We start from the raw sequence: 26,737 nt of genomic DNA, 5'->3' as shown, positions 1-26,737 counted from the left end.
GCTTAATTTAAGTTAATGTTGTCCAGAGACTTGATTCGAGGCTTCATCGAGTGCTGATTTTAATTGCACAGCAAAAGTTGCAGCTTCTGAATCGGACATTGGAATGCCATCTTTTTTAGTGACAAAGAAAATATCTTCTGCGCGTTCACCCAGCGTTGCAATTCTAGCAGAGTGAATATCCAAACCTTGCATCATAAATAGACCGCCTATTTTTGCCAGTAAACCGGGATGGTCAAGCGTTGCTATTTCCACCATGTTTTGCTGTAACGCAGCATTCAGGGTAATGTCGACGGTATTTTCAATATCGAAATGGCGTAACTGGCGTGGAATACGACGTTGCATTAAACCCGGATATTTATCTGATTGACTGAGGGCTTTGACCAAAGCTTCAATCACGGTCTCTTCGCGTTCAGGGTCGGTCAGCAAGGTACCAAAACGGTCGAGAACCACATAAGTATCTAAACTAAATGCAGTGCTTGCAGTAATAATTCGCGCATCTTGAACATCCAGATTCATCCGGTCAAATACAGCAACGGTGGTGGCAAATAAATTGGGCTGATCTTGAGTGTAAATAAAGATCTGCACTGCATCCTGGGCAAATTGGCGATGGGCACGCATTAACACCAAAGGTTCAGTGTTGTTGCCATGTTGCAAGATGGCACGGGTATGCCAGGCAATTTCATCTGCCGATTCTTTAATGAAATATTCATCGCCCAGTTCCTGCCAAATGGTTTCGACATCATAGAGAGAGAAGTCATTGACCAGCAGTTCACTGGCAGCAAATTTGGTGTCTTCAATCAGCATTTGATAATCGACAGGACGCCCAAGACCGGTGCGAATCACATCACGGGCATGGGTATAAAGCTGGCGCATCAGCGATGAACGCCAGGTATTCCAGAGTTTCGGATTGGTCGCGTTAATATCTGCAACAGTTAATGTGTACAGATAATCCAGATGTTCCATATCACCGAGTTTTTCAGCGAAGGCTTGCACCACGTCTGGATCGGAAATATCTTTTTTCTGCGCAGTCATGGACATGAGCAAATGACTTTGAATCAGCCATGCGACCAGGTTGCATTCACGCTCGGTAAAGCCATGTTTGCGACAGAACTTGATTGCATCTTCTGCACCCAGTTCACTGTGATCCCCGCCACGACCTTTGGCAATGTCATGGAACAAAGCGGCCAAATAGACAATATCGCGACGTGCCAGACGCTGGAACACTGAACTCACCACAGGGAAATCTTTGGCAAATTCGGGTTCTTTAAAGCGGTTTAAATTGCGCAGTAAAAGTAAGGTATGTGCATCTACAGTATAAATATGGAATAGGTCATATTGCATCAGACCCATAATCTGGCCAAATGCAGGAATATAATTACCCAAAACACTATATCGTTTCATCGCAACGAGCGTCTCATAAAGACGATGCGGTGAGCGAATGATTGCCATAAACAGGGCTTGATGTTCAGGATTATCCCGATAGCTTTGATCAATGCGTTTTGCAGCAAGAATCAGAAGACGCAAGGTACGTGCACGAATACCTTCAATTTCCGGACGATTGGCCAATAAATAGAAGATTTCTAGAATTGCGCTTGGGCGTTCCGAGAAAATTTTGTGATGCTGTACCGCAAGTTTGCCATCCACCAGCTTGAAGTTTGCGTTGATTTCTTCAATTTTGCGTTCATAGTTGGGCAAACGTGGCGTAATCACTGATTCATTAAAGTAAGCCAGCAGCATTTCATTCAGTGTGGATACTTGCTGCGCGCTACGATAATAACGCTTCATGAATTGTTCGATTGGATAGTTTTGTGAATGATGTTCTTCACGGGTGTAGCCGAACAGGGCTGCAATATCGCGTTGATAATCGAACAATAAACGGTTTTCATCGCGTTTGGTTAAGCGGTGTAAATGATGGCGAATTTCCCACAGGAAACTTTCCGCTTCTTCTAAAACACCAAGTTCAAAATCTGAAATAAAACCTAAATGCACCAGGTCATAAATACGGTTGACGCGGAAATGGCGTTTTGCAATCCAGCCAATTTGGTTGATGTCACGAATACCGCCCGGGGCATTTTTAATATCCGGTTCGAGATTACTTTCGGTATTGTTATGTTGAGCATGGCGTCGTGCCTGCTCATCCATTTTGGCATCAAAAAAAGTCTTGTCTGTCCAGGTTTGTGACACGATCCGGCGCGGCCATTTGGCTAAATGTGGATTGCCAATAATCAGGCGTGACTCAATCAGGGCGGTGGCAACGGTTAAATCACTGGTGGCCTGTTCTACACATTGGGAAATGGTACGTACACTAATGCCCGGTTTGAAATTACCCACGTCCCATAATGATGAGATAAAGGTTGAAATCAGTTTTTCCTGATCGGGTGTGATCTCATCTTCCGATAAAATCATGATGTCGACATCAGAGTACGGCAACATTTCCCGACGACCATAACCGCCAACAGCAAATAAACCTAAATCGGTCTGATCCAGTTCGGCATGTTTCCAGAGAAACTGTAAGGCTTCATCAATCAAATTGGATCGGGCCGAAATGACTTCACGAATCGACTGTCCATTTTCAAAACCTTCCTGAAGCTGCTTTTCAACATCTGTGCGCCATTGATTGATCGCTTGAATGTCATGGTTACTTTTAACGTAATTTAACAGTGGAGAGGTATTGATCATGAACAGGGGTCCGTAAATAAGGTGACAGGTTTAGTTTTGCTGAACACTGACTTGAGTCGCCGTGTGTAGTGCGAGTTCACGTGCCTGATCGGTTGTTTCAGCACGTGCCGTTGCAACACCCATGCGACGACGTTTAAAACCTTCGGGTTTACCAAAAAGGCGTAAATCTGTATCCGGATTAGATAAAGCAAGATTTAAGCCAGAAAAAGACAGATTGTGATCATCAACACCCGCATAAATAACTGCACTTGCTGCAACGCTATGGCGTGTTGTATTCACAGGCAGGCCTAAAATGGCACGTGCGTGCAGTTCAAATTCGCTCTGGAATTGCGATGCAAGTGTCACAAGCCCCGTATCATGCGGACGTGGTGATACTTCACTAAACCATACTTTATCGCCTTTGACAAACAGTTCGACTCCGAAAATACCGCAACCGCCCAAGGCTGCTGTTACTTTATGTGCAATCCGTTTAGATTCCTCTAAAGCTGCTGGAGTCATAGCTTGAGGCTGCCAGCTTTCGACATAATCGCCAGCATTTTGACGATGTCCGATCGGGTCGCAGTATTGAGTTTCGATTTCACCCGTTTCTGCATTTTTAGCGCGAACTGTCAGTAAGGTAATTTCAAAGTCGAAATCAATTTGTGATTCCACAATGACTTTGCCTTGATTCACACGACCGCCAGTTTGGGCATATTCCCAAGCGGCATCGACTTCATCAAAGCTTTTAACGCGAGATTGACCTTTACCTGAAGAGGACATCACCGGTTTAACAAAATTTGGATAGCCAATGTCATCGCAAGCAGCACGGAAAGACTCAATCGAGTCGGCAAAACGATAAGCAGAAGTTGGTAGGCCCAGTTCTTCAGCTGCCAAACGACGGATTCCTTCACGGTTCATGGTCAGGTTGACTGCTTTGGCTGAAGGAATAACGGTGGCAATATTTTGTTCTTCGATATCGACCAAAACCTGAGTCGCAATCGCTTCAATTTCAGGAATAATTAAATTGGGTTTAACTTGTTCGATCAGTTGTTTAAGTTCTTCGGCATCTGCCATATTTAAAGTATAAGAATAATGGGCAACTTGCATGGCAGGTGCGTGATCATAACGGTCTGCAGCGTGAACTTCCACACCCAGACGTTGTAGCGAAATCACCACTTCTTTACCCAACTCTCCTGAGCCTAAGAGCAAAACTTTAAATGCAGAAGCTTGAAGGGGAGTACCAATAGTCACGCTCATGTAAATCATCCATGCTTGATTTTATGGGCTTTTAGCATAGCAGAACTGATTGGAGGATTAAGCCTGGATTCACATAAAATAATGATATTGTCCAACAATTTTATTTATAAAGTTTATAGAGATTTACATCTTAAATCAGGCAGATTGCTTGAACCGATCTGGAACAGGGTTTAAATGATAAATACGGTTTTGCGGGTTCAGTTTTTCCATTTCTAAAATTTGATGCTGGCTTAAATCCAGCCAGCTTAGGAGTTTCATTGTTTTATAGCGTTGCCAGCAGAGATATGGAACGGCAAAAGGAAGGATGAAGCCAAGGGTGAATAATCCAAGCCCCATCAGACAAAGCATTAAGGCATCCTGCAGCACCTTGCCCAACTGGAAATGACCGACAGAAAATGCTGCAAGGGAAAAGAGTAGAAAAAGCAGTGCAAATAGAAAGCCAAACAATTGAAGTGCATTCGGTAATACACGATGTTTAAAACTCCAGTAGCCAAATATCAGATTCTGCGGATGCAAGTGTACGATCTGCTGGGTCTGATTCAGCATGGCAATAATCTGATTTTTGCCATTATTTTCAAAATAAATGGCCTGGACTAAATCTGCTGGTTCAGCATGTACTTCTATAAAATGACCAGCAAAGTTCTGAGCATTAATAAAGCATTCAAAATAACACGCAGGAAAGCTGTATCGGGAATATGGTAATGGTTCATCCCGCCGTTGATGAATAAAGATTTTCCCTTCAATAAGCTGTTTGGATTCAAACATGCAAGATGATCCTTCTTTTTGTTTTTATATTCAATATAAAAGGCTTATACACTCAAATTAGCATAAGCCTTTGTTTATCTTAAGATGAATTTTTAATTTTTTAAAAGTGAAAGGGCAGATAAGTATAAATCAAACCATAAGTCACGGCCGCTGTTAAAGTCGCAGGTACAATCTGCTTAAACTTAAAATACAGCCCGGTTAAGGTTAAAAAACCGATCAGCATGGCAAAGCTTTTATTCGGCGTTTCCATCAGCGGTGGAAGGGTAGCAACCACCAGCATCGAACTAATTGCAGCAATACCAATACTGCCTAAGGCAATTTTGATCCAGACTGAACCACGCTTTTGAGAGTTTTGCTGATGTTTTTGAATGACATAAAAAGGACCAAACCGCGATGCAAAATTGGCAATCCCGACGATGATGCCCACCAGAATAATTTCAAGATTCACGCGCTTCTCCAAATTCATCATCGTGTTGTTTCAAAATATAGTGCTTAAATAAGCCTGCCAAAATACCGGATAAAATTCCAATGAAAATCGCCGCCGACAAATTAATGAAATAGCAGGCGATGGCTGAAACAATTAAACAGACAGCGACGATTAAAGTATGTTTCTTTTCAAATGCAGCAAGCAGGAAACTTAAGAACAGTGCAGGAAGCAGGAAATCCAATGCGGCTTGTAAAAATTGCGGCAAATGGCTGACCTGATCTGCAAATAATCCACCCAAGAACGAACCTAAAGCCCAAGACATCCAGCTGAATAGACTCACGCCTAGCATCCAGGACTCTGACCATTCCTGCCGACGTTGCGAGAGTTTAATCATCCCGGAAGCAAAGACTTCATCGGTCAGACCCCAAGCCCAAAATGCTGTCTTTTTTAAGTTTAATTTATCTTGAATCAGGTTTTGCAGCGCGGGGCCGTAGAGTAGATGACGAATATCTAAAGCAATCACGGTAAGCGCTGTCATCCAGATGGATGTACCGCTGCCGAGTAAAGCCACCACTAAAAACTGGCTGGCACCGGCATACATGGAGCAGGATAAAAACAGGGCTTCCCAAGGGGTAAAGCCAAATTGTGTCGCGGAGACACCGAAAGCAAAAGAAACCGGAAGATAAGTAAAAATAATGGCTTGACTATCTTTAGCGCCTTGCCAAAAACCAGCAGCTTGTACTGGAGGAATTTTGTGCTCAGACACGACACACCTAAGAAAAGTTAGACAAAGGGGAGAAAATGATGATTGAGTATTCTACCCGAATTCACTAGCATAGTGCCGAAATGTTTGTATAGGCAGCGGATATGTTTGCGTCCAAATCACGTGCAATAGGGATGATTTCTGTACTGTGCAGTATTTTTGCATTGCAGGCTTGTGGTAACCCATCTGAAGAACCCGAGCAGAAAGTTGAAATTAAGGCTGCACCAAAGCTTAGCAATGATGCAACCACGTATGCCCATGAAGCCTGGAAGTTTATCAATCAAGTCGATGGCTTGGTGTACGCAAAACAGTTGGATGTGCTTGAAGAACAGGTGCGTAAACCTGCCCGCAAGTTAAGTACCGACTGGCGTATTAATGTCAAAATGACCGACTCCGTGACTGAAGGAAAATATGCTTTGTGCCGTAAAGCATTGACCAGTCTGGAAATATGGGCGCGTGAAAGCATCGACCAATCCAGTGCGGTGGCACAAAAGCAAGCAGATTACGAACGAGATAAACAACAGTGCAAGGGTGCGATAGATAATCCTGAACTGGGAAATACTGACCCGAAAAAGAAAGGGGTTTAAGTCAGATGAAACGAGGCGAATGCCTCGTTTTTTTTCATGCAGTTTTTTTAAAGTTTATTTTTACTTATAGTTAAAAAGAATTAATAAGAGAATAAAACGATAACATGATAAATATATAGAATTATCATTAAATGATAATGTGTGTATAATAAATTGCATTAATGTTGTTATTATTTTGATAAAAATCTAAATAACTTCCATGTAGTAAATAAATAAGGCTGAAAAAGATGTTTAATAAAGTGTTTTTATCAATAAGTGTGGTTTTGACTCTAACTGTTTGTCAAAGCGTTCCAGCCGCGCTTGCTTCACATGCTGCAGATCAGGTTCAAGTGATTCATTCATCTTCTTCAAATATCCAGCAAGAAGTTGCACCTTGTACCAATGGTTTTGATGCCGTGAATGTATGTGAGTTACTTTCATAAGCGGTAAATATGAATGAGCAGACCAGTACATTCACTTTTTATGCGTATGTCATGCTTAGCTATAGATGAGTGAAATACTGCAACGGTATTGCATTTCAATCATTCAGATATTATTAATATCTAATATTTTTTGTTCAAAGCTCTGGAAATGCATGCGCGATTCGATGCAATTTAGCCAGATCCAAAATTTCGATTTTCCGAAAAGAAAGCCGCAAAATATTCTGCTTCTCTAAAGCCTGCAGTTCCTGGTTCACGGTTTGTCTGGAACAGGTCAGCATTTGCGCCAATTGTTCTTGGGACAAATGAATGGTGTTGGTTTCAATCATTAAATGACTGCCATAGCCATTTAAGATAAACATTAAGCGTTGTGCTAAACGCTGGGTCATGTTTTGGGTCTGAATCGAAATGAGTTCTAAAAAAGCAAAACGTAACTTTTGACTGGTCAATTGCGCAATGTGATACCAAAAAACCGGATGTGCTGCGAGCAGTTTGTGAATGGCGAGACTTGGAATATGCAAGATCAGACTTTTTTGAATGGCGATGGCATCGTGCGAGCGAGGTTGGGCATCGACCAGTGAGATTTCGCCAAACCACATAATCGGTTCCACAATTGCCGCTACGGATTCTTTGCCTTCAATATCAATATAGCCTAAGCGAACAGCGCCTTCTAAAACGGCATAGATGCCATTAAATGTATCTCCTGAATGGAAGATAGCTTGTTCCTTGGCAAAATGCTGTTGCACCGCATGGCTCACAATAAATTCCTTAAACACTGAAGGCAATTGTGAAAACCATGCGTTCTGTTCTAAATGAGCAATATAAACGGAGGATAGCACTTCAATTCCTTTTTGATCTGAGTTGTCATTTAGCCGACAACTTTGCCTTTGGTTTTTTTATATAGTCGAAGCATGAGTGTAACAAGGAAGAACAACATGACCAAATTAGAACAGCTGCTCAGCCAGTATGCAGCGTATCACCTAGATCATAAAAACATTTTGACGCATTTTGTGGGCATTCCTTTGATTGTCTTTGCCATTGTTTGTTTAACCGCAAGAGCAGGTGTGATGCTGTCAGGAATGGAGTTGACCTTAGCGTCGGTAATCCTGATTGCAAGTGGCATATATTACCTGAGTTTAGACCGCATTTTGGGTCTGATCATGCTAGTCATCTATGCGATCGCTTATCCATTCGCTTACAAGATTGCACAGCTCGATACCAGTCTTTGGCTAAGCTTAAGTATTGGCATCTTTGTCGTAGGATGGGCATTTCAGTTTGTGGGGCATTTTTATGAAAAGAAAAAACCGGCATTTATGGACGATATTATTGGCTTAGCCATCGGCCCATTATTTGTTTTGGCGGAAATGGTATTCATGCTCGGTTTTCGTAAAGGCCTAGAGCAACGTATACTAGACCACGCTCATTTGTTACGCGCTAAAATGGATAACAAGCAGATCTCAGCCTTAAACTAGTTGAATTAGTGTATAGCCATAAAAAAAGCCCCGAATGAGTCGGGGCTTTTTTCGTTTTAACGATTAAACATTAAAACGGAAGTGTAAAACGTCACCGTCTTGAACGATGTAAGTTTTACCTTCTAAACGCCATTTACCGGCTTCTTTCGCGCCAGCTTCGCCGTTGTATTGTACGAAGTCATCATAAGCGATACATTCAGCGCGGATGAAGCCTTTTTCAAAGTCAGTATGAATTACGCCAGCAGCTTGAGGAGCGGTTGCCCCCACTTTAACCGTCCAAGCACGAACTTCCTGTACACCTGCAGTGAAGTAAGTTTGTAAGCCAAGTAGTGAATAACCTGCACGAATGACCGCATTCAGACCAGGTTCTTCCATGTCCATTGCTTCAAGGAATTCAGCGCGGTCTTCATCTTCAAGCAATGAAATTTCAGCTTCAATCTGGTTGCACAGTGGAACCACAATCGCATTTTCAGCAGCAGCAAGTTCACGAACAGCATCCAAATGGGGATTGTTTTCGAAACCATCTTCAGCAACATTGGCAATGTACATGGTTGGTTTTAAAGTCATTAAACCAAAACCACGAACCAGTTTACGCTCATCATCATCAAGGTCAGCTGCGCGAGCCGGTTTGCCTTCATCCAATAATGGCTGGATTTTTTCTAAAATCGCTTTGGTTGCAATCGCTTCTTTATCGCCACTTTTTGCAGATTTTGCTAAACGCGTGATGGCTTTTGCAACTGCTTCAAGGTCAGCAAGTGCAAGTTCAGTGTTGATGGTTGCGATGTCATCCAGCGGATCAATCTTACCATTCACGTGAATTACGTTTTCATCTTCAAAACAGCGAACCACGTGTGCAATCGCATCGGTTTCACGGATATTGGCAAGGAACTGGTTACCCAAGCCTTCACCTTTAGATGCACCCGCAACCAAACCGGCGATATCCACAAATTCCATTGCAGTTGGAACCACACGTTGCGGTTTAACGATTTCCGCAAGTTTGTCCATGCGCAGGTCAGGCACAGGTACGATACCGGTGTTTGGTTCAATGGTACAGAAGGGGAAGTTTTCTGCAGCAATCGCAGCTTTAGTCAATGCATTGAAAAGTGTAGATTTACCAACGTTCGGCAAGCCGACAATACCGCAATTAAAACCCATGAAATGACTCACAAAGTATTATTTAAAAATTGTGGCTGATTTTACATGAAAGCCACCACAAAGTCAGGTCATGGCTTTCATGTTTATTGAAAACAACTGAAATGTATATTGTTTAAATTTTACGTTTATCCAGCTGGTTGGCAAGGGTGTCGCCCGTTGCCTGAATCAGCATGACCAAAACAATCAGCACCACAATAACCGCAAGCATGATTTGCATATCAAAACGCTGATAACCATAGCGGTAGGCAATATCGCCCAAACCGCCTGCACCAATGGCACCGGCAATCGCGGAGGAGTTAATCATGGTGACTAAGGTTACGGTAAATCCGGCCACAATACCGGGCAGTGCTTCGGGCAGAAGTACATGCCAGACAATCTGTTTGCGGTTACAGCCCATGGCTTGAGCTGCTTCAATTAAACCTTGATCGACTTCGCGCAAACTGACTTCGGCTATACGGGCAAAGAAAGGTGTCGCGGCAAGGGTCAGTGGAACCACGGCTGCCCATACGCCATAACTGGTGCCAACAATAAGTCGAGTCAGTGGAATCAGCGCGACCATTAAAATCAGGAAGGGGATTGATCGGGTAATATTGACGATCCATCCCAAAGACTGGTTAATGCTTTTCGAGGGATAAATGCCATGTTCCGAGGTGTTGACCAAAATCACGGCCATCGGCAAACCAATCAGCAAGGCAAAAAATGCGGAAACACCGACCATCAATAAGGTATCGATGGTGCCCGTAATCAAAAGATCAATGAGTTGGTCGTGCATAGCCCAATACCTCTAGATGCGCAATTTGGTTTTTTAATTGTTGTTGGAGTTGCTGGAGATCAATCTCTAGATCAGCTACACCCACGATTAACGTGCCGACCAAATGATTTTGAATGGTATCGATGTGACTTTGATACAAATGTACCGAATGCCCAAAGCGATTTAAAATTTGTGCAAGGTCAGGAGAATGTTTGGCTTCACTGGCATATTTCAGTTTTAAAATAGTATGTGAAACCGTATTGTCCTTTTCAGGATAAAGCGCAAAGGGCAAATCCAGTTGTTCCAGATTGAGTAGCTCTTGGGTAATCGGTTGTTCAGGATTGGAAAATACTGACCAGACCTGTCCGGATTCCACGATTTCGCCTTTCTCAATTACTACCACTTGATCGCAGATTTCACGGATCACCTGCATTTCATGGGTAATCAGCACAATGGTAATGCCGAGTTTCTGATTGATTTCTTTGAGCAGGGAAAGCACCACCGAGGTACTTTCTGGATCCAGTGCAGAAGTGGCTTCATCGCAGAGCAAAATTTCAGGATGGCTGACCAAGGCGCGGGCAATTCCGACGCGTTGCTTTTGCCCACCAGAAAGCTGTGACGGATAATGTTGTGCCTTATCGCTCAGCCCAACCAGCTCCAGTACTTCATTGACGCGTTGTTGAATGTCCGCCTTGTTAAAGTTTGAAATTTTTAACGGCAGGGCGACATTTTCCCAAACGGTTTTTGCCGACATTAAATTAAAATGCTGGAAAATCATGCCAATTTTTTGGCGCAACTGAATTAAATCCTGATGATTTAATGTCGCTATTTCCTGTTGATGGATATGAATGCTGCCTTCATTAGCCTGTTCCAATCCATTCAAGGTGCGAAGCAGGGAGGATTTGCCCGCGCCACTTTTACCAATAATGCCCAGAATCTTGCCTTGGGGAATATCCAGATTAATATTCTTTAAGGCATGTACCTGTTTGTCCTGTACATCATAAAATTTATTCAGGTGCCGGATTTGAATATGCGGCACTGAAAAATCGATTTGTGAACCAAAACTCACCATGGTTATTCTCCTTATTTCCAGCCTTCAAACCACATGCCTTGCCCAAAATCTTCATTCAAAATTTCACGAACTTTGGCAGAGTTTTGGAATGCTTTTACAAAGGTAGCCAGCTTTTGGTCCTGATCTGAATAGTCTTTACGCGTCACAAATAAAATGGCGTATTTTTTATCTACCGGGTCAATCATCAGGGCTGAATTGGGGTCAGCAACTTTCGCCATTTTTAAATAATGCGGAAAGCCCATGATCAGGTCCGCTTCGTTATAGGCGTGCGCTGTTTGTGGGCCTTCAACTTCAATAAGCTTGAGCTGTTTCGGGTTGCTGGCGATGTCTTGCAGTGTGGTTAATTCATTGTTGACATCTTTTACCGAGAGCAAACCTGCACGGGCCAATAGGGTCAAGCCACGCGATAAGTTCACCGGATCATTCGGCACCACCACTTTGGCCTGATTGGGAATTTGATTCAGCGACTGATATTTTTTTGAATATAAGCCGACATGACTGCCTGAACCTTTGCCAAAAGCATGCAGCTGATAACCGGTTTCACGCACGGCATTGGCCAGGAACACACTCTGCTGAAAAAAGTTGGCATCAATATCGCCGTTTTGAACCGCAACATTGGGTGCTTGCCAGTCTGAAAACTCGATCAGTTCGACATCAATGCCTTGGGCTTTGACATCGCCCGCCACACTTCTTAAAAGTTCGGCATAGGGTGGGCTAATGCCAATTTTTAGGGTATTACTGTGTTGATTGCTATTGATCCAGCGGTAGCCTGCAAGCCCGGTCACCAGCGCAATCACCACTGCTGTAATGACCCAAAGTTTGGTATTGTTTTTGACGGTATTTGACATGATCTTATTTCCAGCCCGGGAACCAGAGTTTGGCACCAAAGTCTTGGTCCAGAGCCTGTTTCACTTTTGTAGAGTTCTGATAGATCTCGACAAATTTTTTCAGCTTGTCATTTTTATCTTGGTAATCATCACGCACGGCAAACAAAATGGCATAACGTGTGTCAGCGTTAGAGTCAAATAACAAGGCTTGTTCAGGATCGGCGGTTTTAGCCAGACGTAAGTAGTGCGGGTAGCCAAAAGCCAGATCGACCTCATCAATAGCACGTGCCGTTTGTGGACCTTCTACTTCAACAAACTGCAGATTTTTAGGGTTGGTCGCAATGTCTTTCAGGCTAGATAAATAGTTTTCTGGATTTTTAAGTGTGATCAGTTTTGCCTGTTGTAAAAGCAATAGGGCGCGTCCCTGATTCACAGGATCATTGGGAACCACCACTTTGGCATTGTCTTTTAACTCATCAAAGCTTTTGATTTTCTTTGAATACAAACCGACATGCGTAGCCGCACCTTTGGCGAATGCCTTGATTTTAAAGTCGGTTTCTTTTTTCGCATTATCCAAAAAAGGCTGGTGCTGGAAGAAGTTGGCATCAATATCACCGTGATTCAAAGTGATATTGGGCGTATTCCAGTCGGAAAATTCCACCAGTTTGACGTTTAGACCTTGTTGCTTGGCCTCGGTAGCTGCCACCTGTAAAGGCTTGGCAAAGGATGGACTAATGCCAATCACCAGTTCATCAGAAGCGGATTTCTTTTGTTGATTCCAGACCACCAGTCCAATAATCACGGCGGCAATAATCACCCCAATAATGGTGAATTTAGTTTTCGCTGTTTGTGCCATGTTGCACCTCAAAATTTATGCGGATTGTTTTTGCTTTAAGTTGGAATTCGAAGTTGAGGCGGAGCTTTGACATCGAAATTTCTGAACAGGGTGTGAGGCAGATAGATGGTCGCCTTGCTGAAAAAGTTTGTGTCTTAAACTGCCGTGTTCATATGCTGTTTTATAACGGCCACGTTGCTGTAATTCAGGAATCACCAGTCGAATAAAATCATGGTGTGATTCAGGTGCAACGGTTCGGGTCAGGTTAAAACCATCGATTCCTGTTTCATCCATCAGTTGAATCAGTTTTTTTGCCACGGTTGCACCACTGCCGACAATCAGGGGATAGCGTCCACCGAGTACATGCTGTGCTTTTAAATCATTTTTAGTGATTTTTTGTTCCTTGAACTTATTGTTTACTGAAGCAATGCTGTTGGTCTTTTGATAGGGAATCGCTTCGTCATCGGCAAATTTAGACAGATCAATCCCGACCGAACTGGAGAAGTGGGCGAGACCCGCTTCAGGACTGGCATAAGCAATATATTCATCCAGTTTTTGTTGTGCCAGATCATCAGTTTCAGCCGTCACCACAGTAATGCCGACAAAGATTTTAATGGCTTCTGGATCGCGTCCTTGTTCGGTCGCTTGCTTCCGAATTTGATCGACCTGCTTTTTAATTTTTTCAGGTTGATCGCCACCAATGAACATGCCTTCTGCATGCTGGGTCGCAAATGCTAAACCACGAGGGGATGCACCTGCCTGGAATAAAACCGGGGTGCGTTGTATTGAAGGTGCAACCTGAAATACGCCCTGACTTTGGTAAAACAGACCTTGATGCTGAACCGGATGAACTTTGGCTGGATCGGTAAAAGTACGATTCTGCTTGTCTTTTAGGACTGCATCGTTTTCCCAGGAACCTTCCCAGAATTTATAGCAAAGCTGTAAAAATTCTTCGGCTTGCTCATAACGCAGGTCGTGGTCTTTCAAGCCTTTTTCACCAATCAGCCGTTGGGCACTATCTAAGTAACCGGTGACAATATTCCAGCCGATACGACCTTGGGTGAGATGATCCAGACTGGCAAAACGGCGTGCAAATTGATAAGGCGATTCATAGCTTAAATTGACCGTGATGCCAAAACCTAGATTTTGCGTCACGGCAGCCATAGCTGAAACTAAGGTGGTCGGATCATGGCTTGGCAGTTGAATAGACTCTTTTAAAGTCAGCTCAATGTCATTTTGGTAGACATCATAAACCCCGGTAATGTCGGCAATAAACAAGCCATCAAAAAGGCCTTGTTCTAGGGTTTTAGCCAAGTCCGTCCAGTAACTGAGTTCATTAAAACGATGTGATTCATCCCGTGGATGGGTCCATAAGCCATGGTTGATATGACCGACACAGTTCATGTCGAAAGCATTGAGCAGGATTTTCTTCGCTATATTTGGCGTTGAGGCTGTTGTCATTACAATGTCCCCCGACGTGGCGGCAATACACCGTTTAACAGGTGATTGGCAATGAAATAATATTTCCATCGCGACGCATCATGCAGGGTATGTACACGAGCATTACGCCAGAAACGGTCTAGACCATCTTCACGTTGGCTACCACGGCTACCAGCCAGTTCAATCAGTTTTGATGACGCTTTCAATGCTGTTTCAGTACTGTGTGCGCGAACCTTTGCGACATCGATTGAAGCTTTGGCAATATTTTCAACGGTCGGTTGTGGCTTGGCAGCATCAATAGAACGTGCGGCTTGTTTCAGTAACACTTCCGATGCACGGACATCGGCAGCGATGCGGCCCAATTCAAACAGGGTGAGCGGATCGTCCGTGGCTTTATCGATACCTGAATCAATCCATGGACGTGCTTGACGTACACGGACTAAAGTTTCTTCAAATGCAGCACGTGCAATACCGGTTTCAATCGCAGCATGCATGATTTGAGCAAAAGGTCCTGAAATGGTCGGTTGTGAATAGGCTGTATCGAATGGAATGACATCATCGGCTTCCACGAAAACATGATTGAATTTAACCGTGCCGCTACCGGTGGTGCGCTGTCCAAAACCAGACCAGTCATCGACGAATTCCAGGCCTTCACTTTGACGCGGAATAAAAACCAGGAATTCACGGCCATGCTCATCTTTGACCAAGGTCGGAATGCGATGTGCAAATAAGCTGCCGGTGCAATAAAACTTTTCACCATTTATGATAAAGCCGCCGTCGACTGGACTGATTGCAGTTTGCTTTTGTGCAGCAGTTTTGGTTTTAAATTCTGCCAATGCATTACCAAAACGTGCACCTTTTAAAACCTCGGCATACAGTTTTTGTTTTTGTTGTTCTGTACCTGTATTGCGTAAAATTTCTAGGCCATAAAAATGATTTTGTGGAATTTGTCCAATTGAACCATCGACCCCACTCATGAGTGCAATGACTTGAGCGACTGTATAGCTTGAGACTTCTGCGCCACCATACTGTTTCGGCACAGTCATTGCCCATAAGCCGGATTGGCTGTACGCCTCAATTTCTTCAAAGGGCAGAAGACGTTCAGCATCACGTTGCACAGCATGATATTTAAACTGTTCTGCTAGCGTGCGCGCGATTTCCAATGCTTCAGCATCAGACTGAATAATATGTGCATGCGCCAATTGTTGTGCTTGAGACTGGCTAAGTTCTTGATATGAAGTCATGTTTTTATTCCTTAAATCCAGGCGTGACGGGCTGGAAGTTTATGATTGAGGTAATAGTCACCTAAAGCATGTAATTTCCAACGTACCGGGTCATGTAAGGTATGCACACGGGCATTGCGCCAATGTTGATCCAGATTATGTTGACTTAAACTTGAACGGCTGCCGCCGAGTTCAAGGAGTTTTTCAGAAATGTGTAGTGCAGCATCATTGGCATAAATTTTCGCTTCAGCCACCAAAATAGAGGCTTTGGCAGCTTGTTCATCTGTGATTGTATCGAGTTGATCCAGTTCATCTAAATACTCCGCCGCTTCATCGAGTAACAAGATGGCAGCATCGAGTAATACATTCGACTTGCCGACTTCTTGCAGGGTGTAATGTTCAAAGCTGGCTTTTTCGACATTGGCATCCACAATCGGACGGGCTTTCTGTACCGCACTTAGCGTGTCGGAAAATGCCGCTTCTGCAATGCCGACATCAATCGCCACTTGCATCAGCTGTGAGAAAGCACCCCGATAGTTTGGTGCATTGCCGAGTAGGCGTTCATCAAAAATTAAAAATGGATCGACTTCAACATGATGGAGTTTAACTGTGCCACTAGAGGTGGTGCGCTGACCAAAACCATTCCAGTTATCTATCACTTCAACGCCAGTCGCTTGATGATTGACCACCACCAAAACCACATGACCTTCAGGGTGAATGGCCTTGATTGCGAGCCAGTGTGCGAAACTGCTGCCAGTAGAATAAAACTTTTCACCATCAAGAAAATAATGACCATCTTCAATGGTTAAAAGCGTATTTAATGTTTTGGTATCTTTTGTGTTGCGTTCCGGACCACCATTGGCCAAGCGTTTGCCTTGTAAAATTTCATTAAAAATAAACGTTTTTTGTTGTTCCGTACCCATAATGTTAATCATGTTGAGCAGGGCAATCTGGTTTTGTGGAATTTGCCCCACGCTGGAATCGGCTTTATTTATAATGCGAAAAACATGCGCCAAAGTTTTATTGGAGACAAATGCACCACCAAAATTTTGTGGAATGCGAATTCCGCCCAAGCCTTTTTGACTGAATAAATCAATTTCAGCAAAGGGTAATTGACGTTTTTGATCACGTTCATTACGACCTTCCAAAGCAAAATCTGCAACCTGGTATGCTGCATTAATTGCATCTTGGCCATTTTTAACCACATGAACATTGTCAGAAATTAAATGAGACATAACGACACCTTAAATAGATATCGAAACGCTACAAGTAATCGAATTCAAAATTAAGCAATTGCTTTTGCAAAGCTTATGAAAAATGATCTTTAGGATAAAAAGTGCTAGTTTTTGAAACAAAATGAATATGTTAAGTGTTTAAAAATCAACATGATTTGGTTTTGTTTGTGTTTTATTTTGACTTTAATTTAGGGGTTTATCTGCTTTAAAGATAATCAAGACAAAAATATGTATAAAAATAAACAATCTGGCAATGGGTAATGTCCTTACGCTTTTGAATACAAAGTCCATTGTATTTATAGGGCAGGGTGACTAAAGTATCCGACTAAGGTCGTTGGTTATTTTTATAACCTGAACTAAAAAATAACTGCGGAGATGTTATGCGAACTTTATACCAGTTTCCTTTATCTCATTTTTGTGAGAAAGCTCGCTGGTTACTCGATCATAAAGAGTTGGAGTATGTGGCTCATAATCTGATCCCGGGTGTGCATCGTGCATTTGCACAATTAAAAACCGGACAAAACCGTTTACCGATTTTACGTGACCAAGACCGCTGGATTGCCGATTCAACTGAAATTGCATTGTATCTAGATGAAGTTTATCCAGAACATTCTTTGCTACGGGCTGATTTACAAAAGCGCGAGCTGGCTTTAGGAATTAATCAGCAAGCCACAGAATTGGGGATGCATGTGCGTCGCTGGGGCTTGGCGCATACATTATCCCAAAGTGAAGAATCACTCGATATTTTGATTGGTGAAAAAGGCTATTTACGTCAATTTGAAAAATATTCAAAACCGGTTATCAAAGCATTGCTTTCAAAAGGCTACCAACTGAATGCTGATAAAGTGGCTGAGTCTAAACAACGAATGGATGCTTTAATTGAGCTTCTGAACCAGCGCCTGATTGAAAATCATGGTCGCTATTTTGTTGGTGAGCGTTTAGGTCTGGCTGATATTGCTGTCTGTTCGATGCTCGCTCCACTTCTGGAAATTCCCGGTACACCGTGGGAAAAAGAGCATGGCGAAGTGTGGTCTGAAGAATTTAAAAAATATAAAGAGACTTTAACTGAATTGCCGATTGGGCAATATGTGCTGCGTGTCTATAAAACTGAACGCAATGCCCGAGTGGACTGGCGTGGTGTTTAAACCGGATTTATAAAAATACGCGCTCTATAGCGCGTATTTTTTTGCTCACTTAATGACTTGCTATAAAACCGACCTAACCAAATACAACCGGCTGTTCGAGTTCTAAACTTGGGCTTGCTGGCGGTAGAGATGCTGCATCGTAACTTGGCAGCGTACTGTTACCCAAAATTTGTTGAGTTGAGTCAGTAATAGCAGGGGCAATATTGCCTAAATCAATGTTGCCTAAACTACTGTTGCCTTGGAATAAATCAGCAACGCTGAGTAAAGCTGTTGGGGCGTCGCCAGTCAATTGACCCACATCTTCGCTGAGGCCACCAAAATCAAAACTGTTTGAAGCAGATGAAATACCTTCGATAATACCACCGAGATCCAGACTGCTGTCATTATTGAGATTACCCAATAATCCACTCCAGTCCATACCATTCAAGCCACCTTCACTTAAACTGCCAAGCAAGTCGGTGAGGGCTGCAACGTCAATATTGCCTGAACCACCAATCAGTCCACCGACCAGCTGTGCAATCTGGGCGATATCAATCTCGCCATTACCGCCAATCAGGTTACCGACCAGACCGGCAATTGCACCAATGTCGATGTTACTTGAACCCCCAATTAAGCCACCGACCAGTTGAGCAATCTGGGCGATATCGATATCGCCATTACCGCCAATCAGGTTGCCGACCAGACCGGCAATTGCACCAATGTCGATGTTACTCGAACCACCGATTAAGCCACCGACCAGTTGAGCAATCTGAGCGATATCAATATCGCCATTACCGCCAATAAGGTTACCGACCAGACCGGCAATCGCACCAATGTCGATGTTACTCGAACCACCAATCAGTCCACCGACCAGTTGAGCAATCTGGGCGATATCAATATCGCCATTACCACCAATCAGGTTACTGACCAGACCGGCAATCGCACCAATGTCGATATTGCTTGAACCACCGATTAAACCACCGACCAGTTGAGCAATCTGGGCGATATCGATATCGCCATTGCCACCAATCAGGTTACCGACCAGACCGGCAATCGCACCAATGTCGATGTTACTCGAACCACCAATTAATCCGCCTACCAGTTGAGCAATCTGAGCGATATCAATATCGCCATTACCACCAATCAGGTTACCGACCAGACCGGCAATTGCACCAATGTCGATGTTACTCGAACCACCGATTAATCCGCCCACCAGTTGAGCAATCTGAGCGATATCTATATCACCATTGCCGCCAATCAGGTTGCCGACCACACCCGCAATCGCACCAATGTCGATATTGCTTGAACCACCGATTAAGCCACCCACCAGCTGTGCGATTTTAGCAATATCGATATTGCCGCCGATCAAGCCACCGACCAGTTGAGAAATGGCTCCAATATCAAGCTTGCTATTATTGCTACTCAGCAGCCCATCCAATAGATTAGTAATTTGAGCAATACTAAAACTACCGCCATTTGATTGAGTCAAACTGCTGATCAGGTTTTGAATATTTAGACTAGAAGCATTTGAACCAGAAAACTGACTTAATAATGTGCTGAGGTTTGTTGTACTTAGATTACTTCCAGAGAGGAGGTTATTTAATAATGAGCTAACTGAAGGTTGAGTAGTAGATCCCGTCAGATTGCTAATAATATTGCTGAGGGTGCCTGATGTACTTCCACCGAATAAGCCACCTAATAGGCTTTGAGTTTGCGTTTCGGCAGTTAAGACAGGACTCAACTTGGTTTTTATCAAGCTTAGAAGTAGAGAAGCCATGACCATTCCTTGTGTAATATATTTTTTTTAAATGCGCTGTTTTTATTTTGCTAGAGCGCTTTTCTTTTAATCTATTTCTATACACATGTAAAAGATAGGCGGTCATCGTATGCGGATACTCGAACAGATCAGCTCAATCTTAAAGTTAGTCCTAAATTTAAATGATTTAAAAATAAACATTTAATAAAAAATACCATTGGTCATTTTTTATAATTAAATGACCAGTGGTAATCTTACGCAGCATGAACCAAAATTTTATTTATGAATTGAGTAAGCTTTTGGGAAATATTTTCGGAATATTAAAATTTTGTGAAAATAAATAATTATTGTATAACAGAGAGGGCGCAATATTTTGCGCATCTATTGATTATTGAGAAAGAGCATAAAAATGGAATTGGATCGTTTTGATAAACAAATCCTGGAAATTTTGAATCAGGAAGATGTGAATTTAAATGAACTTTCAGAACGGATTAATCTTTCCGTAAGTTCTGTGCATCGGCGGATCAAGCATCTGATTGAAGCCAATATCATGACCCATTTAAAGCGTGATATTAACTATGCCAAGTTGGGTTTTAGCCTGCATGTTCTATTACAAGTGTCTTTAAACAAACATGATACCGATACTTTTGCCAAGTTTTTAGAAGAATTAGAAAATATTCCGGAAGTAATTAATGCTTTTTTAGTGACAGGTCAATCTGCCGATTTTATTGTCGAAGTGGTCGCAAAAGATATGGAAAATTATAGTGAAATTCTTTTAAAACGGATTGGTAAAATTGAGCATGTCATGGCGCTGCATTCAAGCTTTGTGATTAAAGAATATAACGTGTTGAACTGTAGTGGCTTACTCAACCGGGTGTAACAGATTTTATTCAATCTGTAATTTTAGTAATTGAGCCTCTCATTCATTTCTTGTTTTGAAGATAAAAAACGCACCATACGGTGCGTTTTTTATAACAGATGTAAAACGGGTCAATGCAATCAAGCATCCAACTGTTCTAAAACTTCATCTGAAAATTCTACATTGGTATAAACGTTTTGAACATCATCAAGATCTTCAAACATATCAATCATTTTCAAGATGAGTTTTGCTTGATCGATATCTGTGATTTCTGCTTTAGTGGATGGGCTCATCACAACTTCAGCGTTGTCAGACTTAAGACCGGCAGCAGATAAAGCATCCTGTACATCACCGAATGATTCAGGTGTGGTGATGACCAAGATTTCATCTTCATCCACTTCAATATCTTCAGCGCCTGCTTCTAAAGCTACATCCATGATTTTATCTTCTAAAGAAACATCTTCAAAAGTAATTTCACCACGTTTGGTAAAGAGGTAAGCCACTGAGCCTGCTGTACCTAAGTTACCATTGGTTTTGGAGAAGCAATGACGAACGTCAGGTACAGTACGGTTTAAATTGTCTGTCATTGTTTCGACCAGGACAGCTACGCCACCAACACCATAACCTTCATAAGTGACTTCTTTTAACTCGTCGTTATCATCACCACCCGCACCACGTTGAATAGCACGGTTGATCACATCACGTGTCATATTTACAGACAGTGCTTTTTCGACAACAGCACGTAGACGCGGGTTACTTCCCACATCTGGGCCGCCGAGTTTTGCAGCAGTTGTTAATTCACGAATATATTTGGTAAAAACTTTACCACGGCTCGCATCTTGTTTTGCTTTGCGATGCTTAATATTGGCCCACTTGGAATGACCCGCCATGCGAAATATGCTCCTTGTAGATCGGCTTTATGCCTAATCGAATGTGTTAAATTCTACCATAAGCCCTTTTTTCTTAGAAAGGGCTGGCTTTTGAGTTTTTATACAAATATCACTTAGTTTTTAGATTCTGGTATCACAATATCCAAACCCACCTTGTCTTTATAGAGCTGTTTAAGCAAAGCTAGGTCATGATTGATTTCAGTTGGGTATATTTTGCCTAAAATGCCGCCTTGCTTGGTATTGGAATTGGCATACATTAAAACGATAGGAACACCGGCTGCTTTGGCAATATGCCAAAAGCCGGTACGAATCGGTCTTCTAGTTTCACCTGTTTTCGCACGGGTGGCTTCAGGCGCAATCACCAGATTGAATTTTTCATTTTGCTGAAAATGCTCAACCATAACAGACACGATATCTTTATTGGCTTTACGATCGACTGCAATCCCGCCAATGGCTTCTAATAATGGTTTCATCGGTCCCTTAAATAATTCTTTTTTAATCAGGGTATGAATTTTCATATCAAAAATTTGGAACAGGGCAAGCGAGAGAACTGCATCCATCATCGATGTATGTTCAAAGCCAACAATGACTTGTTTATTCTCAAGTACATCTGGTTCAACATGATAAGTCCATCCCGCAAGTTTAAATGCAGATTCACCAAGAAATTTTTTTAACATAGGAGGAAATTAGATAATTCGAAAGTCAGCTAATTTCTGCCTGTTCGTATTTATAGTCAAGAGGTGATGTGTTTAAAATGAACAAATAAATAGATGGGTATATAGTTAATAAAATGGCGATATTAATTGTTTTTATATATAAATAAACATGAATAAATAGTTTAAATATATTAGTTAATATAAATTAAGACTTAATAATGGCTTGGAAGGGCTGTTCAGATCAAAAAATACCTATTAGACTTTTGTCGAAGATAAAAGTTTTTGAACACGTTGTTCAACTTCGCTTCGGTTTAATGAGGATTGAAAAGAATGATGTATTTTTCGACTTTTCTATTGGCATTTGGATTATTTATGCTGGTTATTGTATGGTCTTTAATCGAAATTCGCTTGGAATCTCGTAAAAAACATAATTTTGGTTCTGAAGTGAGCTGAAAATTAAACTTTTTAAAAAATTAATTGCTCGGTTTATTTTTTAAATCTCTATTAAAAAATAAGGGTTGAATGATTAATTAAGACCTTATAAGTATAATAAAGTCATTATTTCCCTTTTTGTGTAATTTTCAATATCAGCCTTTTAGAAGCGGCAGGAAAGCCGTTCTGTTGAATAAATATATTCCTAAAAATAGAAAAATGATCTGTTTTTAATTTTAGTGATAAATAAAGAATTTATGAAAAAAAACAAGCTATAAAAACAATTGTTGCGTTAGTGTGCAAGTGTAAGCAAAAATGCTTGTTTTTTGAAAAAATCTTCGTTAGTATTGCCTCGCTTGAACTTGTTGATATATAACAATTTCGGCTTATCAGGGCCTATAGCTCAGTTGGTTAGAGCAGCGGACTCATAATCCGTTGGTCGACAGTTCAAGTCTGTCTGGGCCCACCAAATTTTATAATCATATGAACTCATATGAAATCTAAACCCTTAATTCTAAAAGAGTTAAGGGTTTTTTATTGCTTTGTTTAATTTCATATAACTTCGCATGGGAATACCTCCTGTATATCCTCAATCATAAATATAACGATTGATACATGTTCTAAAACTCAGTTTATGTATCTCAAAGTAGAAATGATTAAGAACCAATCGAAGGCTTTATCTAAGTTATTCTTGTTTTAAGCATTTTTTATAAATCATCTGTAAAGACAGACAAAAGTTATCAATCTAAGCAAATCACTCTATAATATCGCTCATCATTACAAGTATCAGCTCTTCGGTGTGGTCACCAAACGGATGATGCGAGTTAGTCTTTTTTAAGTCAATTCTTTCCGTGATTCGGCTTATGTTTCAATATTTAGAATCTTATGGGTCCACAGTGGCACATAAGAATATTTAGGTGCCAACATGGAAATTAAGGTCAATTATCTCGACAACCTTCGACAAGAAGCCAAGTTCGATGATTTTACGGTAATTGCCGACCAACCAATTCGTTATAAAGGTGATGGTTCAGCACCCGGGCCATTCGATTATTTTCTTGCATCATCTGCTTTATGTGCCGCTTACTTTGTCAAGGTGTATTGTGCAGCGCGTGATATTCCGACTGATAATATTCGTCTGTCGCAAAACAACATCATAGATCCAGAAAACCGCTACAAACAAATTTTTAAAATTCAGGTGGAACTACCTGCGGACATTTCAGAAAAAGACCGCCAGGGTATTTTGCGTTCAATCGACCGTTGTACGGTTAAAAAAGTGATCCAAACAGGTCCTGAATTTATCATTGAAGAAGTGGAAAGCATTGATGCTGATGCACAAGCTTTGTTGATGCCAAGTTTAACATCTGAAAGCAGTACCTTTATTCCCGGTAAAGATCTGCCATTAGAAGAAACTATTGCCAATATGTCGGGTATTTTGGCTGGTCTCGGCATGAAGATTGAAATCGCTTCATGGCGTAACATCGTGCCGAACGTGTGGTCTTTGCATGTTCGTGATGCACAATCGCCAATGTGCTTTACCAACGGTAAAGGTTCAACCAAAGAAAGCGCTTTGGCATCTGCGCTCGGGGAATTCATTGAACGTCTCAACTGTAACTTCTTCTACAACGATCAGTTTTGGGGTGAAGACATTGCCAATGCTGAATTTGTACATTATCCAGATGAAAAATGGTTTAAGCCAGGCCCACAAGGTCAATTACCAAAAGAAATTTTGGATGAATATACTTTAGAGATTTACAATCCTGAAGATGAACTGCTCGGTACGCATTTGTACGATACCAACTCAGGCAATACTGAGCGCGGAATCTGTTCATTGCCATTCGTGCGTCAGTCCGATGATGAAGTGGTTTATTTCCCCTCGAACCTGATTGAAAACTTGTATCTAAGTAATGGCATGAGTGCCGGCAATACCTTGGCCGAAGCACAAGTACAGTGTTTGTCTGAAATTTTTGAACGTGCGGTGAAACGTGAAATTTTAGAAGGCGAGATTGCACTTCCAGATGTACCAGAAGATGTATTGGCGAAATATCCAGGCATTGTGGCAGGTATTAAAGGTCTGGAAGAACAAGGCTTCCCGGTCTTGGTTAAAGATGCTTCATTGGGCGGGAAATATCCAGTGATGTGCGTGACCTTAATGAATCCACGTACTGGTGGTGTATTTGCCTCTTTTGGTGCGCATCCAAAACTGGAAGTGGCTTTAGAGCGCAGCCTGACTGAGCTATTGCAAGGCCGTAGTTTTGAAGGTCTGAATGATCTGCCAAAACCCACCTTTAGCAGCAATGCAGTCACTGAACCGAATAACTTTGTAGAGCATTTTATTGATTCAAGCGGTCTAGTGTCTTGGCGTTTCTTTAGCTCAAAATCCGATTATGAATTTGTTGAATGGGATTTCACTTCTGAAGGTGAAAATGCCAATGCGGAAGAAGCGGCAACCATGTTTGGCATTCTCGAAGAGATGGGCAAAGAAGTCTATATGGCGGTGTATCAGCATTTAGGTGCAACTGCTTGCCGGATCTTGGTGCCGGGTTATTCGGAAATTTATCTGGTTGAAGATCTTATCTGGGACAATACCAATAAAGCGCTTCAGTTCCGCGAAGACATCTTAAATATCCATCGTTTGGATGATGAACAGCTTGAAGCTTTGGTTGAGCGTCTAGAAGAATGTGAGTCTGATGATTACACCGATATCGTGACCTTGATTGGTATTGAATTTGATGACAATACCGTTTGGGGGCAGCTGACTATTCTGGAATTTAAGCTTCTTATTTATATTGCCTTACAGCAATTTGAAGAAGCGAAAGACTTGGTTGAACAGTTCCTGCAATACAACACCAATACGGTTGAACGCGGTTTATTCTACCAATGCTTAAATGTTGTTCTTGAAGTTGAACTTGATGATGACATGGATTTGGATGATTATGAAAGCAATTTCCGTCGTATGTTTGGTGATGAACGTATGGATGCCGTGATTGGTTCTATGGATGGCAGTATCCGCTTCCATGGTTTAACTGAAACCAGTATGAAACTGGAAGGCTTAGACCGTCATTTACGTCTGATCGACAGCTATAAAAAGCTCCATGCAGCACGCAAGAAGTTCGTAGCTGGATCAAAATAGAAATGATGCAGGAGAGGGCAATCATGAGTATTAAGAGGTTGCTTATATGTTTTTGATATAAAAAGAAATACATTTAAAAAATATTATCCTGTTTTCTATTCTAAGCATCTGCGTATCAGCAATAAGCCGAATGAATCAAATCATTCGGCTTATTTTTATTATTTACCAGCTAAATTTTTAAATACAGCAGGCGAGTGAATGCTTCTCTTCTTTGTATATCTACCAAATATTGAATTTCATAAACCTTTTTATTTATAAGGGTTTTAATGATTGTACTTAACTTGGGATCAAGAATAAGTCATTATTTAAATGAGTTTAATTCTCGCTTATTTTGTAATTTACCTTAAAAATTATTGCAAATTTATTTGAATTTTCAAAAAAATGTGGTAATAAATAGCTGTGATGTTTTTTTAATCACATTGTAGTTTTCAGGAAGAAATGTATTTAAAAAAATGACTTTTAAAAACAATCAAAAAAGGAGTTTAGAAAATGCTTCAATTGCTTATGAAATTATTTTGTTTACATGTCTATGAATATGAGCACATGGAAGAAATTGGGGAACATTATAAGGAATGCAGAAAGTGTGGAGATAAGCCGCTTTAATTGAATTCTATGTATAACAAAGAAGTGGGCTTTTGCCCATTTCTTTGTTTTTAGCACAAAATTGGTAATAATTGCCAAGTAAAACTTTTTACTTAGGCAAGGCTAAGGCCAATGAACAAAGACTTTAAAGCAAAAACTTACATTTTGGATGAGCATCTGCAAGATACATTAACCTGGTTGTGTCATCATCAAGACAGTTTTGACTCATTCACTTATGATGCCATTACTCAAGAATTGACGGTGCAGCATGCCAATGGTACAGACATCATTCGGATGGGAGATTATCTGAATGCGAGTTATGGCATTTTAATTACTGCACATAACTTTGTAGGATAGTGTGGCAGATTAATGTGGCAAAGTAATGTCGCAGAAAAAATTGTCAGAATAATATGGCAGCATCA

At 41.5% G+C, this 26,737-nt stretch carries 24 protein-coding genes and 1 tRNA gene; 8 read left to right on the top strand and 17 right to left on the bottom strand.

What is annotated here, in order from left to right; genetic code table 11:
• Positions 1 to 12 precede the first annotated feature (12 nt).
• The 5 genes from glnD to ACU0NF_RS08465 all read right to left on the bottom strand — a co-directional run bounded on the left by glnD (position 13) and on the right by ACU0NF_RS08465 (position 5,873).
• Positions 13 to 2,679 (bottom strand): [protein-PII] uridylyltransferase, encoded by a 2,667-nt coding sequence (gene glnD, locus ACU0NF_RS08485; RefSeq protein WP_445660808.1) that lies wholly within the window; start codon positions 2,677 to 2,679, stop codon positions 13 to 15.
• Positions 2,680 to 2,709: 30 nt separating this feature from the next.
• Positions 2,710 to 3,924, bottom strand: coding sequence for a formate-dependent phosphoribosylglycinamide formyltransferase (gene purT, locus ACU0NF_RS08480; RefSeq protein WP_445660807.1), 1,215 nt, complete (start codon positions 3,922 to 3,924; stop codon positions 2,710 to 2,712).
• A 126-nt stretch (positions 3,925 to 4,050) separates the two neighbouring features.
• The gene (locus ACU0NF_RS08475) at positions 4,051 to 4,680 is read right to left on the bottom strand and encodes a hypothetical protein (RefSeq protein WP_284066412.1); all 630 of its coding nucleotides are present in this window, start codon (positions 4,678 to 4,680) and stop codon (positions 4,051 to 4,053) included.
• 100 nt (positions 4,681 to 4,780) lie between these two features.
• The gene (gene ygaH / locus ACU0NF_RS08470) at positions 4,781 to 5,128 is read right to left on the bottom strand and encodes an L-valine transporter subunit YgaH (RefSeq protein WP_284066413.1); all 348 of its coding nucleotides are present in this window, start codon (positions 5,126 to 5,128) and stop codon (positions 4,781 to 4,783) included.
• Positions 5,118 to 5,873: an AzlC family ABC transporter permease gene (locus tag ACU0NF_RS08465; RefSeq protein WP_284066414.1), complete on the bottom strand. Its 756-nt coding sequence runs from the start codon at positions 5,871 to 5,873 to the stop codon at positions 5,118 to 5,120. The genes ygaH and ACU0NF_RS08465 overlap by 11 nt, the downstream gene beginning before the upstream one ends.
• A gap of 101 nt (positions 5,874 to 5,974) precedes the next feature.
• Here ACU0NF_RS08465 and ACU0NF_RS08460 point away from each other — a divergent pair, with 101 nt between their 5' ends.
• Entirely contained in the window at positions 5,975 to 6,457 is a 483-nt protein-coding gene (locus tag ACU0NF_RS08460) for a hypothetical protein (protein WP_131383702.1), read from the top strand.
• Between the two features lie 263 nt (positions 6,458 to 6,720).
• On the top strand, positions 6,721 to 6,879 hold the full coding sequence (locus ACU0NF_RS08455; protein WP_445660806.1) for a hypothetical protein: 159 nt from the start codon (positions 6,721 to 6,723) through the stop codon (positions 6,877 to 6,879).
• A gap of 134 nt (positions 6,880 to 7,013) precedes the next feature.
• On the opposite strand, the gene ACU0NF_RS08450 is transcribed toward ACU0NF_RS08455, so the two are convergent.
• Entirely contained in the window at positions 7,014 to 7,715 is a 702-nt protein-coding gene (locus tag ACU0NF_RS08450; RefSeq protein ID WP_131318701.1) for a Crp/Fnr family transcriptional regulator, read from the bottom strand.
• A gap of 96 nt (positions 7,716 to 7,811) precedes the next feature.
• Between ACU0NF_RS08450 and ACU0NF_RS08445 the strand changes: the two genes are divergently transcribed.
• On the top strand, positions 7,812 to 8,348 hold the full coding sequence (locus ACU0NF_RS08445) for an Mpo1 family 2-hydroxy fatty acid dioxygenase (RefSeq protein ID WP_131318703.1): 537 nt from the start codon (positions 7,812 to 7,814) through the stop codon (positions 8,346 to 8,348).
• A 63-nt stretch (positions 8,349 to 8,411) separates the two neighbouring features.
• On the opposite strand, the gene ychF is transcribed toward ACU0NF_RS08445, so the two are convergent.
• The 8 genes from ychF to ACU0NF_RS08405 all read right to left on the bottom strand — a co-directional run bounded on the left by ychF (position 8,412) and on the right by ACU0NF_RS08405 (position 16,886).
• Positions 8,412 to 9,503, bottom strand: a complete 1,092-nt coding sequence (gene ychF, locus ACU0NF_RS08440) for a redox-regulated ATPase YchF (protein WP_131318705.1) — start codon at positions 9,501 to 9,503, stop codon at positions 8,412 to 8,414.
• A 112-nt stretch (positions 9,504 to 9,615) separates the two neighbouring features.
• Positions 9,616 to 10,275 carry a methionine ABC transporter permease gene (locus tag ACU0NF_RS08435; RefSeq protein ID WP_131267831.1) on the bottom strand — a complete coding sequence of 220 codons (660 nt, stop codon included), beginning with the start codon at positions 10,273 to 10,275 and terminating at the stop codon, positions 9,616 to 9,618.
• Positions 10,256 to 11,326 (bottom strand): methionine ABC transporter ATP-binding protein, encoded by a 1,071-nt coding sequence (locus ACU0NF_RS08430; RefSeq protein ID WP_445660805.1) that lies wholly within the window; start codon positions 11,324 to 11,326, stop codon positions 10,256 to 10,258. The genes ACU0NF_RS08435 and ACU0NF_RS08430 overlap by 20 nt, the downstream gene beginning before the upstream one ends.
• Positions 11,327 to 11,337: 11 nt before the next feature.
• A complete protein-coding gene (locus tag ACU0NF_RS08425; protein ID WP_445660804.1) occupies positions 11,338 to 12,174 on the bottom strand; it encodes a MetQ/NlpA family ABC transporter substrate-binding protein in 837 nt (278 codons plus the stop codon).
• A gap of 4 nt (positions 12,175 to 12,178) precedes the next feature.
• Positions 12,179 to 13,009, bottom strand: a complete 831-nt coding sequence (locus ACU0NF_RS08420) for a MetQ/NlpA family ABC transporter substrate-binding protein (protein ID WP_445660803.1) — start codon at positions 13,007 to 13,009, stop codon at positions 12,179 to 12,181.
• 15 nt (positions 13,010 to 13,024) lie between these two features.
• Positions 13,025 to 14,449: an LLM class flavin-dependent oxidoreductase gene (locus ACU0NF_RS08415; RefSeq protein WP_445660802.1), complete on the bottom strand. Its 1,425-nt coding sequence runs from the start codon at positions 14,447 to 14,449 to the stop codon at positions 13,025 to 13,027.
• On the bottom strand, positions 14,449 to 15,672 hold the full coding sequence (locus ACU0NF_RS08410; RefSeq protein WP_445660801.1) for an SfnB family sulfur acquisition oxidoreductase: 1,224 nt from the start codon (positions 15,670 to 15,672) through the stop codon (positions 14,449 to 14,451). Before ACU0NF_RS08410 ends, ACU0NF_RS08415 begins: the two co-directional genes overlap by 1 nt.
• Positions 15,673 to 15,683: 11 nt before the next feature.
• Complete coding sequence (locus tag ACU0NF_RS08405; protein WP_445660800.1) at positions 15,684 to 16,886, bottom strand: SfnB family sulfur acquisition oxidoreductase; 1,203 nt, start codon at positions 16,884 to 16,886, stop codon at positions 15,684 to 15,686.
• A gap of 380 nt (positions 16,887 to 17,266) precedes the next feature.
• Between ACU0NF_RS08405 and ACU0NF_RS08400 the strand changes: the two genes are divergently transcribed.
• Complete coding sequence (locus ACU0NF_RS08400; protein WP_445660799.1) at positions 17,267 to 18,031, top strand: glutathione S-transferase family protein; 765 nt, start codon at positions 17,267 to 17,269, stop codon at positions 18,029 to 18,031.
• Between the two features lie 73 nt (positions 18,032 to 18,104).
• On the opposite strand, the gene ACU0NF_RS08395 is transcribed toward ACU0NF_RS08400, so the two are convergent.
• Positions 18,105 to 19,787 (bottom strand): beta strand repeat-containing protein, encoded by a 1,683-nt coding sequence (locus tag ACU0NF_RS08395; RefSeq protein ID WP_445660798.1) that lies wholly within the window; start codon positions 19,785 to 19,787, stop codon positions 18,105 to 18,107.
• Between the two features lie 388 nt (positions 19,788 to 20,175).
• On the opposite strand from ACU0NF_RS08395, the gene ACU0NF_RS08390 reads away from it, so the two are divergent.
• Positions 20,176 to 20,646 (top strand): Lrp/AsnC family transcriptional regulator, encoded by a 471-nt coding sequence (locus ACU0NF_RS08390; RefSeq protein ID WP_445660797.1) that lies wholly within the window; start codon positions 20,176 to 20,178, stop codon positions 20,644 to 20,646.
• Between the two features lie 119 nt (positions 20,647 to 20,765).
• Here the strand turns inward: ACU0NF_RS08390 and ACU0NF_RS08385 are convergent, their stop codons facing one another.
• Together ACU0NF_RS08385 and ACU0NF_RS08380 are read right to left on the bottom strand one after the other, a co-directional pair.
• A complete protein-coding gene (locus ACU0NF_RS08385; protein ID WP_445660796.1) occupies positions 20,766 to 21,515 on the bottom strand; it encodes a YebC/PmpR family DNA-binding transcriptional regulator in 750 nt (249 codons plus the stop codon).
• 113 nt (positions 21,516 to 21,628) lie between these two features.
• A complete protein-coding gene (locus tag ACU0NF_RS08380) occupies positions 21,629 to 22,192 on the bottom strand; it encodes a 1-acyl-sn-glycerol-3-phosphate acyltransferase (protein WP_445660795.1) in 564 nt (187 codons plus the stop codon).
• A gap of 803 nt (positions 22,193 to 22,995) precedes the next feature.
• Between ACU0NF_RS08380 and ACU0NF_RS08375 the strand changes: the two genes are divergently transcribed.
• The 3 genes from ACU0NF_RS08375 to ACU0NF_RS08365 all read left to right on the top strand — a co-directional run bounded on the left by ACU0NF_RS08375 (position 22,996) and on the right by ACU0NF_RS08365 (position 26,672).
• A tRNA-Ile gene (locus ACU0NF_RS08375) sits at positions 22,996 to 23,072 on the top strand.
• A 456-nt stretch (positions 23,073 to 23,528) separates the two neighbouring features.
• Entirely contained in the window at positions 23,529 to 25,733 is a 2,205-nt protein-coding gene (locus tag ACU0NF_RS08370) for an OsmC domain/YcaO domain-containing protein (protein WP_445660794.1), read from the top strand.
• 714 nt (positions 25,734 to 26,447) lie between these two features.
• Positions 26,448 to 26,672: a hypothetical protein gene (locus tag ACU0NF_RS08365; protein ID WP_445660793.1), complete on the top strand. Its 225-nt coding sequence runs from the start codon at positions 26,448 to 26,450 to the stop codon at positions 26,670 to 26,672.
• Positions 26,673 to 26,737: the final 65 nt, after the last annotated feature.

The sequence above is a fragment of the Acinetobacter sp. F16 genome, from assembly GCF_052712855.1.
This window is presented reverse-complemented; position numbering and strand designations above follow the sequence as displayed.

Coding starts and splice junctions, on each gene's coding strand:
- glnD (WP_445660808.1), bottom strand. CDS start 2,679: ATGATCAATACCTCTCCACTGTTAAATTACGTTAAAAGTAACCATGAC.
- purT (WP_445660807.1), bottom strand. CDS start 3,924: ATGATTTACATGAGCGTGACTATTGGTACTCCCCTTCAAGCTTCTGCA.
- ACU0NF_RS08475 (WP_284066412.1), bottom strand. CDS start 4,680: ATGTTTGAATCCAAACAGCTTATTGAAGGGAAAATCTTTATTCATCAA.
- ACU0NF_RS08460 (WP_131383702.1), top strand. CDS start 5,975: ATGTTTGCGTCCAAATCACGTGCAATAGGGATGATTTCTGTACTGTGC.
- ACU0NF_RS08445 (WP_131318703.1), top strand. CDS start 7,812: ATGACCAAATTAGAACAGCTGCTCAGCCAGTATGCAGCGTATCACCTA.
- ychF (WP_131318705.1), bottom strand. CDS start 9,503: ATGGGTTTTAATTGCGGTATTGTCGGCTTGCCGAACGTTGGTAAATCT.
- ACU0NF_RS08435 (WP_131267831.1), bottom strand. CDS start 10,275: ATGCACGACCAACTCATTGATCTTTTGATTACGGGCACCATCGATACC.
- ACU0NF_RS08430 (WP_445660805.1), bottom strand. CDS start 11,326: ATGGTGAGTTTTGGTTCACAAATCGATTTTTCAGTGCCGCATATTCAA.
- ACU0NF_RS08425 (WP_445660804.1), bottom strand. CDS start 12,174: ATGTCAAATACCGTCAAAAACAATACCAAACTTTGGGTCATTACAGCA.
- ACU0NF_RS08420 (WP_445660803.1), bottom strand. CDS start 13,009: ATGGCACAAACAGCGAAAACTAAATTCACCATTATTGGGGTGATTATT.
- ACU0NF_RS08415 (WP_445660802.1), bottom strand. CDS start 14,449: ATGACAACAGCCTCAACGCCAAATATAGCGAAGAAAATCCTGCTCAAT.
- ACU0NF_RS08410 (WP_445660801.1), bottom strand. CDS start 15,672: ATGACTTCATATCAAGAACTTAGCCAGTCTCAAGCACAACAATTGGCG.
- ACU0NF_RS08405 (WP_445660800.1), bottom strand. CDS start 16,886: ATGTCTCATTTAATTTCTGACAATGTTCATGTGGTTAAAAATGGCCAA.
- ACU0NF_RS08400 (WP_445660799.1), top strand. CDS start 17,267: ATGCGAACTTTATACCAGTTTCCTTTATCTCATTTTTGTGAGAAAGCT.
- ACU0NF_RS08395 (WP_445660798.1), bottom strand. CDS start 19,787: ATGGCTTCTCTACTTCTAAGCTTGATAAAAACCAAGTTGAGTCCTGTC.
- ACU0NF_RS08390 (WP_445660797.1), top strand. CDS start 20,176: ATGGAATTGGATCGTTTTGATAAACAAATCCTGGAAATTTTGAATCAG.
- ACU0NF_RS08385 (WP_445660796.1), bottom strand. CDS start 21,515: ATGGCGGGTCATTCCAAGTGGGCCAATATTAAGCATCGCAAAGCAAAA.
- ACU0NF_RS08380 (WP_445660795.1), bottom strand. CDS start 22,192: ATGTTAAAAAAATTTCTTGGTGAATCTGCATTTAAACTTGCGGGATGG.
- ACU0NF_RS08370 (WP_445660794.1), top strand. CDS start 23,529: ATGGAAATTAAGGTCAATTATCTCGACAACCTTCGACAAGAAGCCAAG.
- ACU0NF_RS08365 (WP_445660793.1), top strand. CDS start 26,448: ATGAACAAAGACTTTAAAGCAAAAACTTACATTTTGGATGAGCATCTG.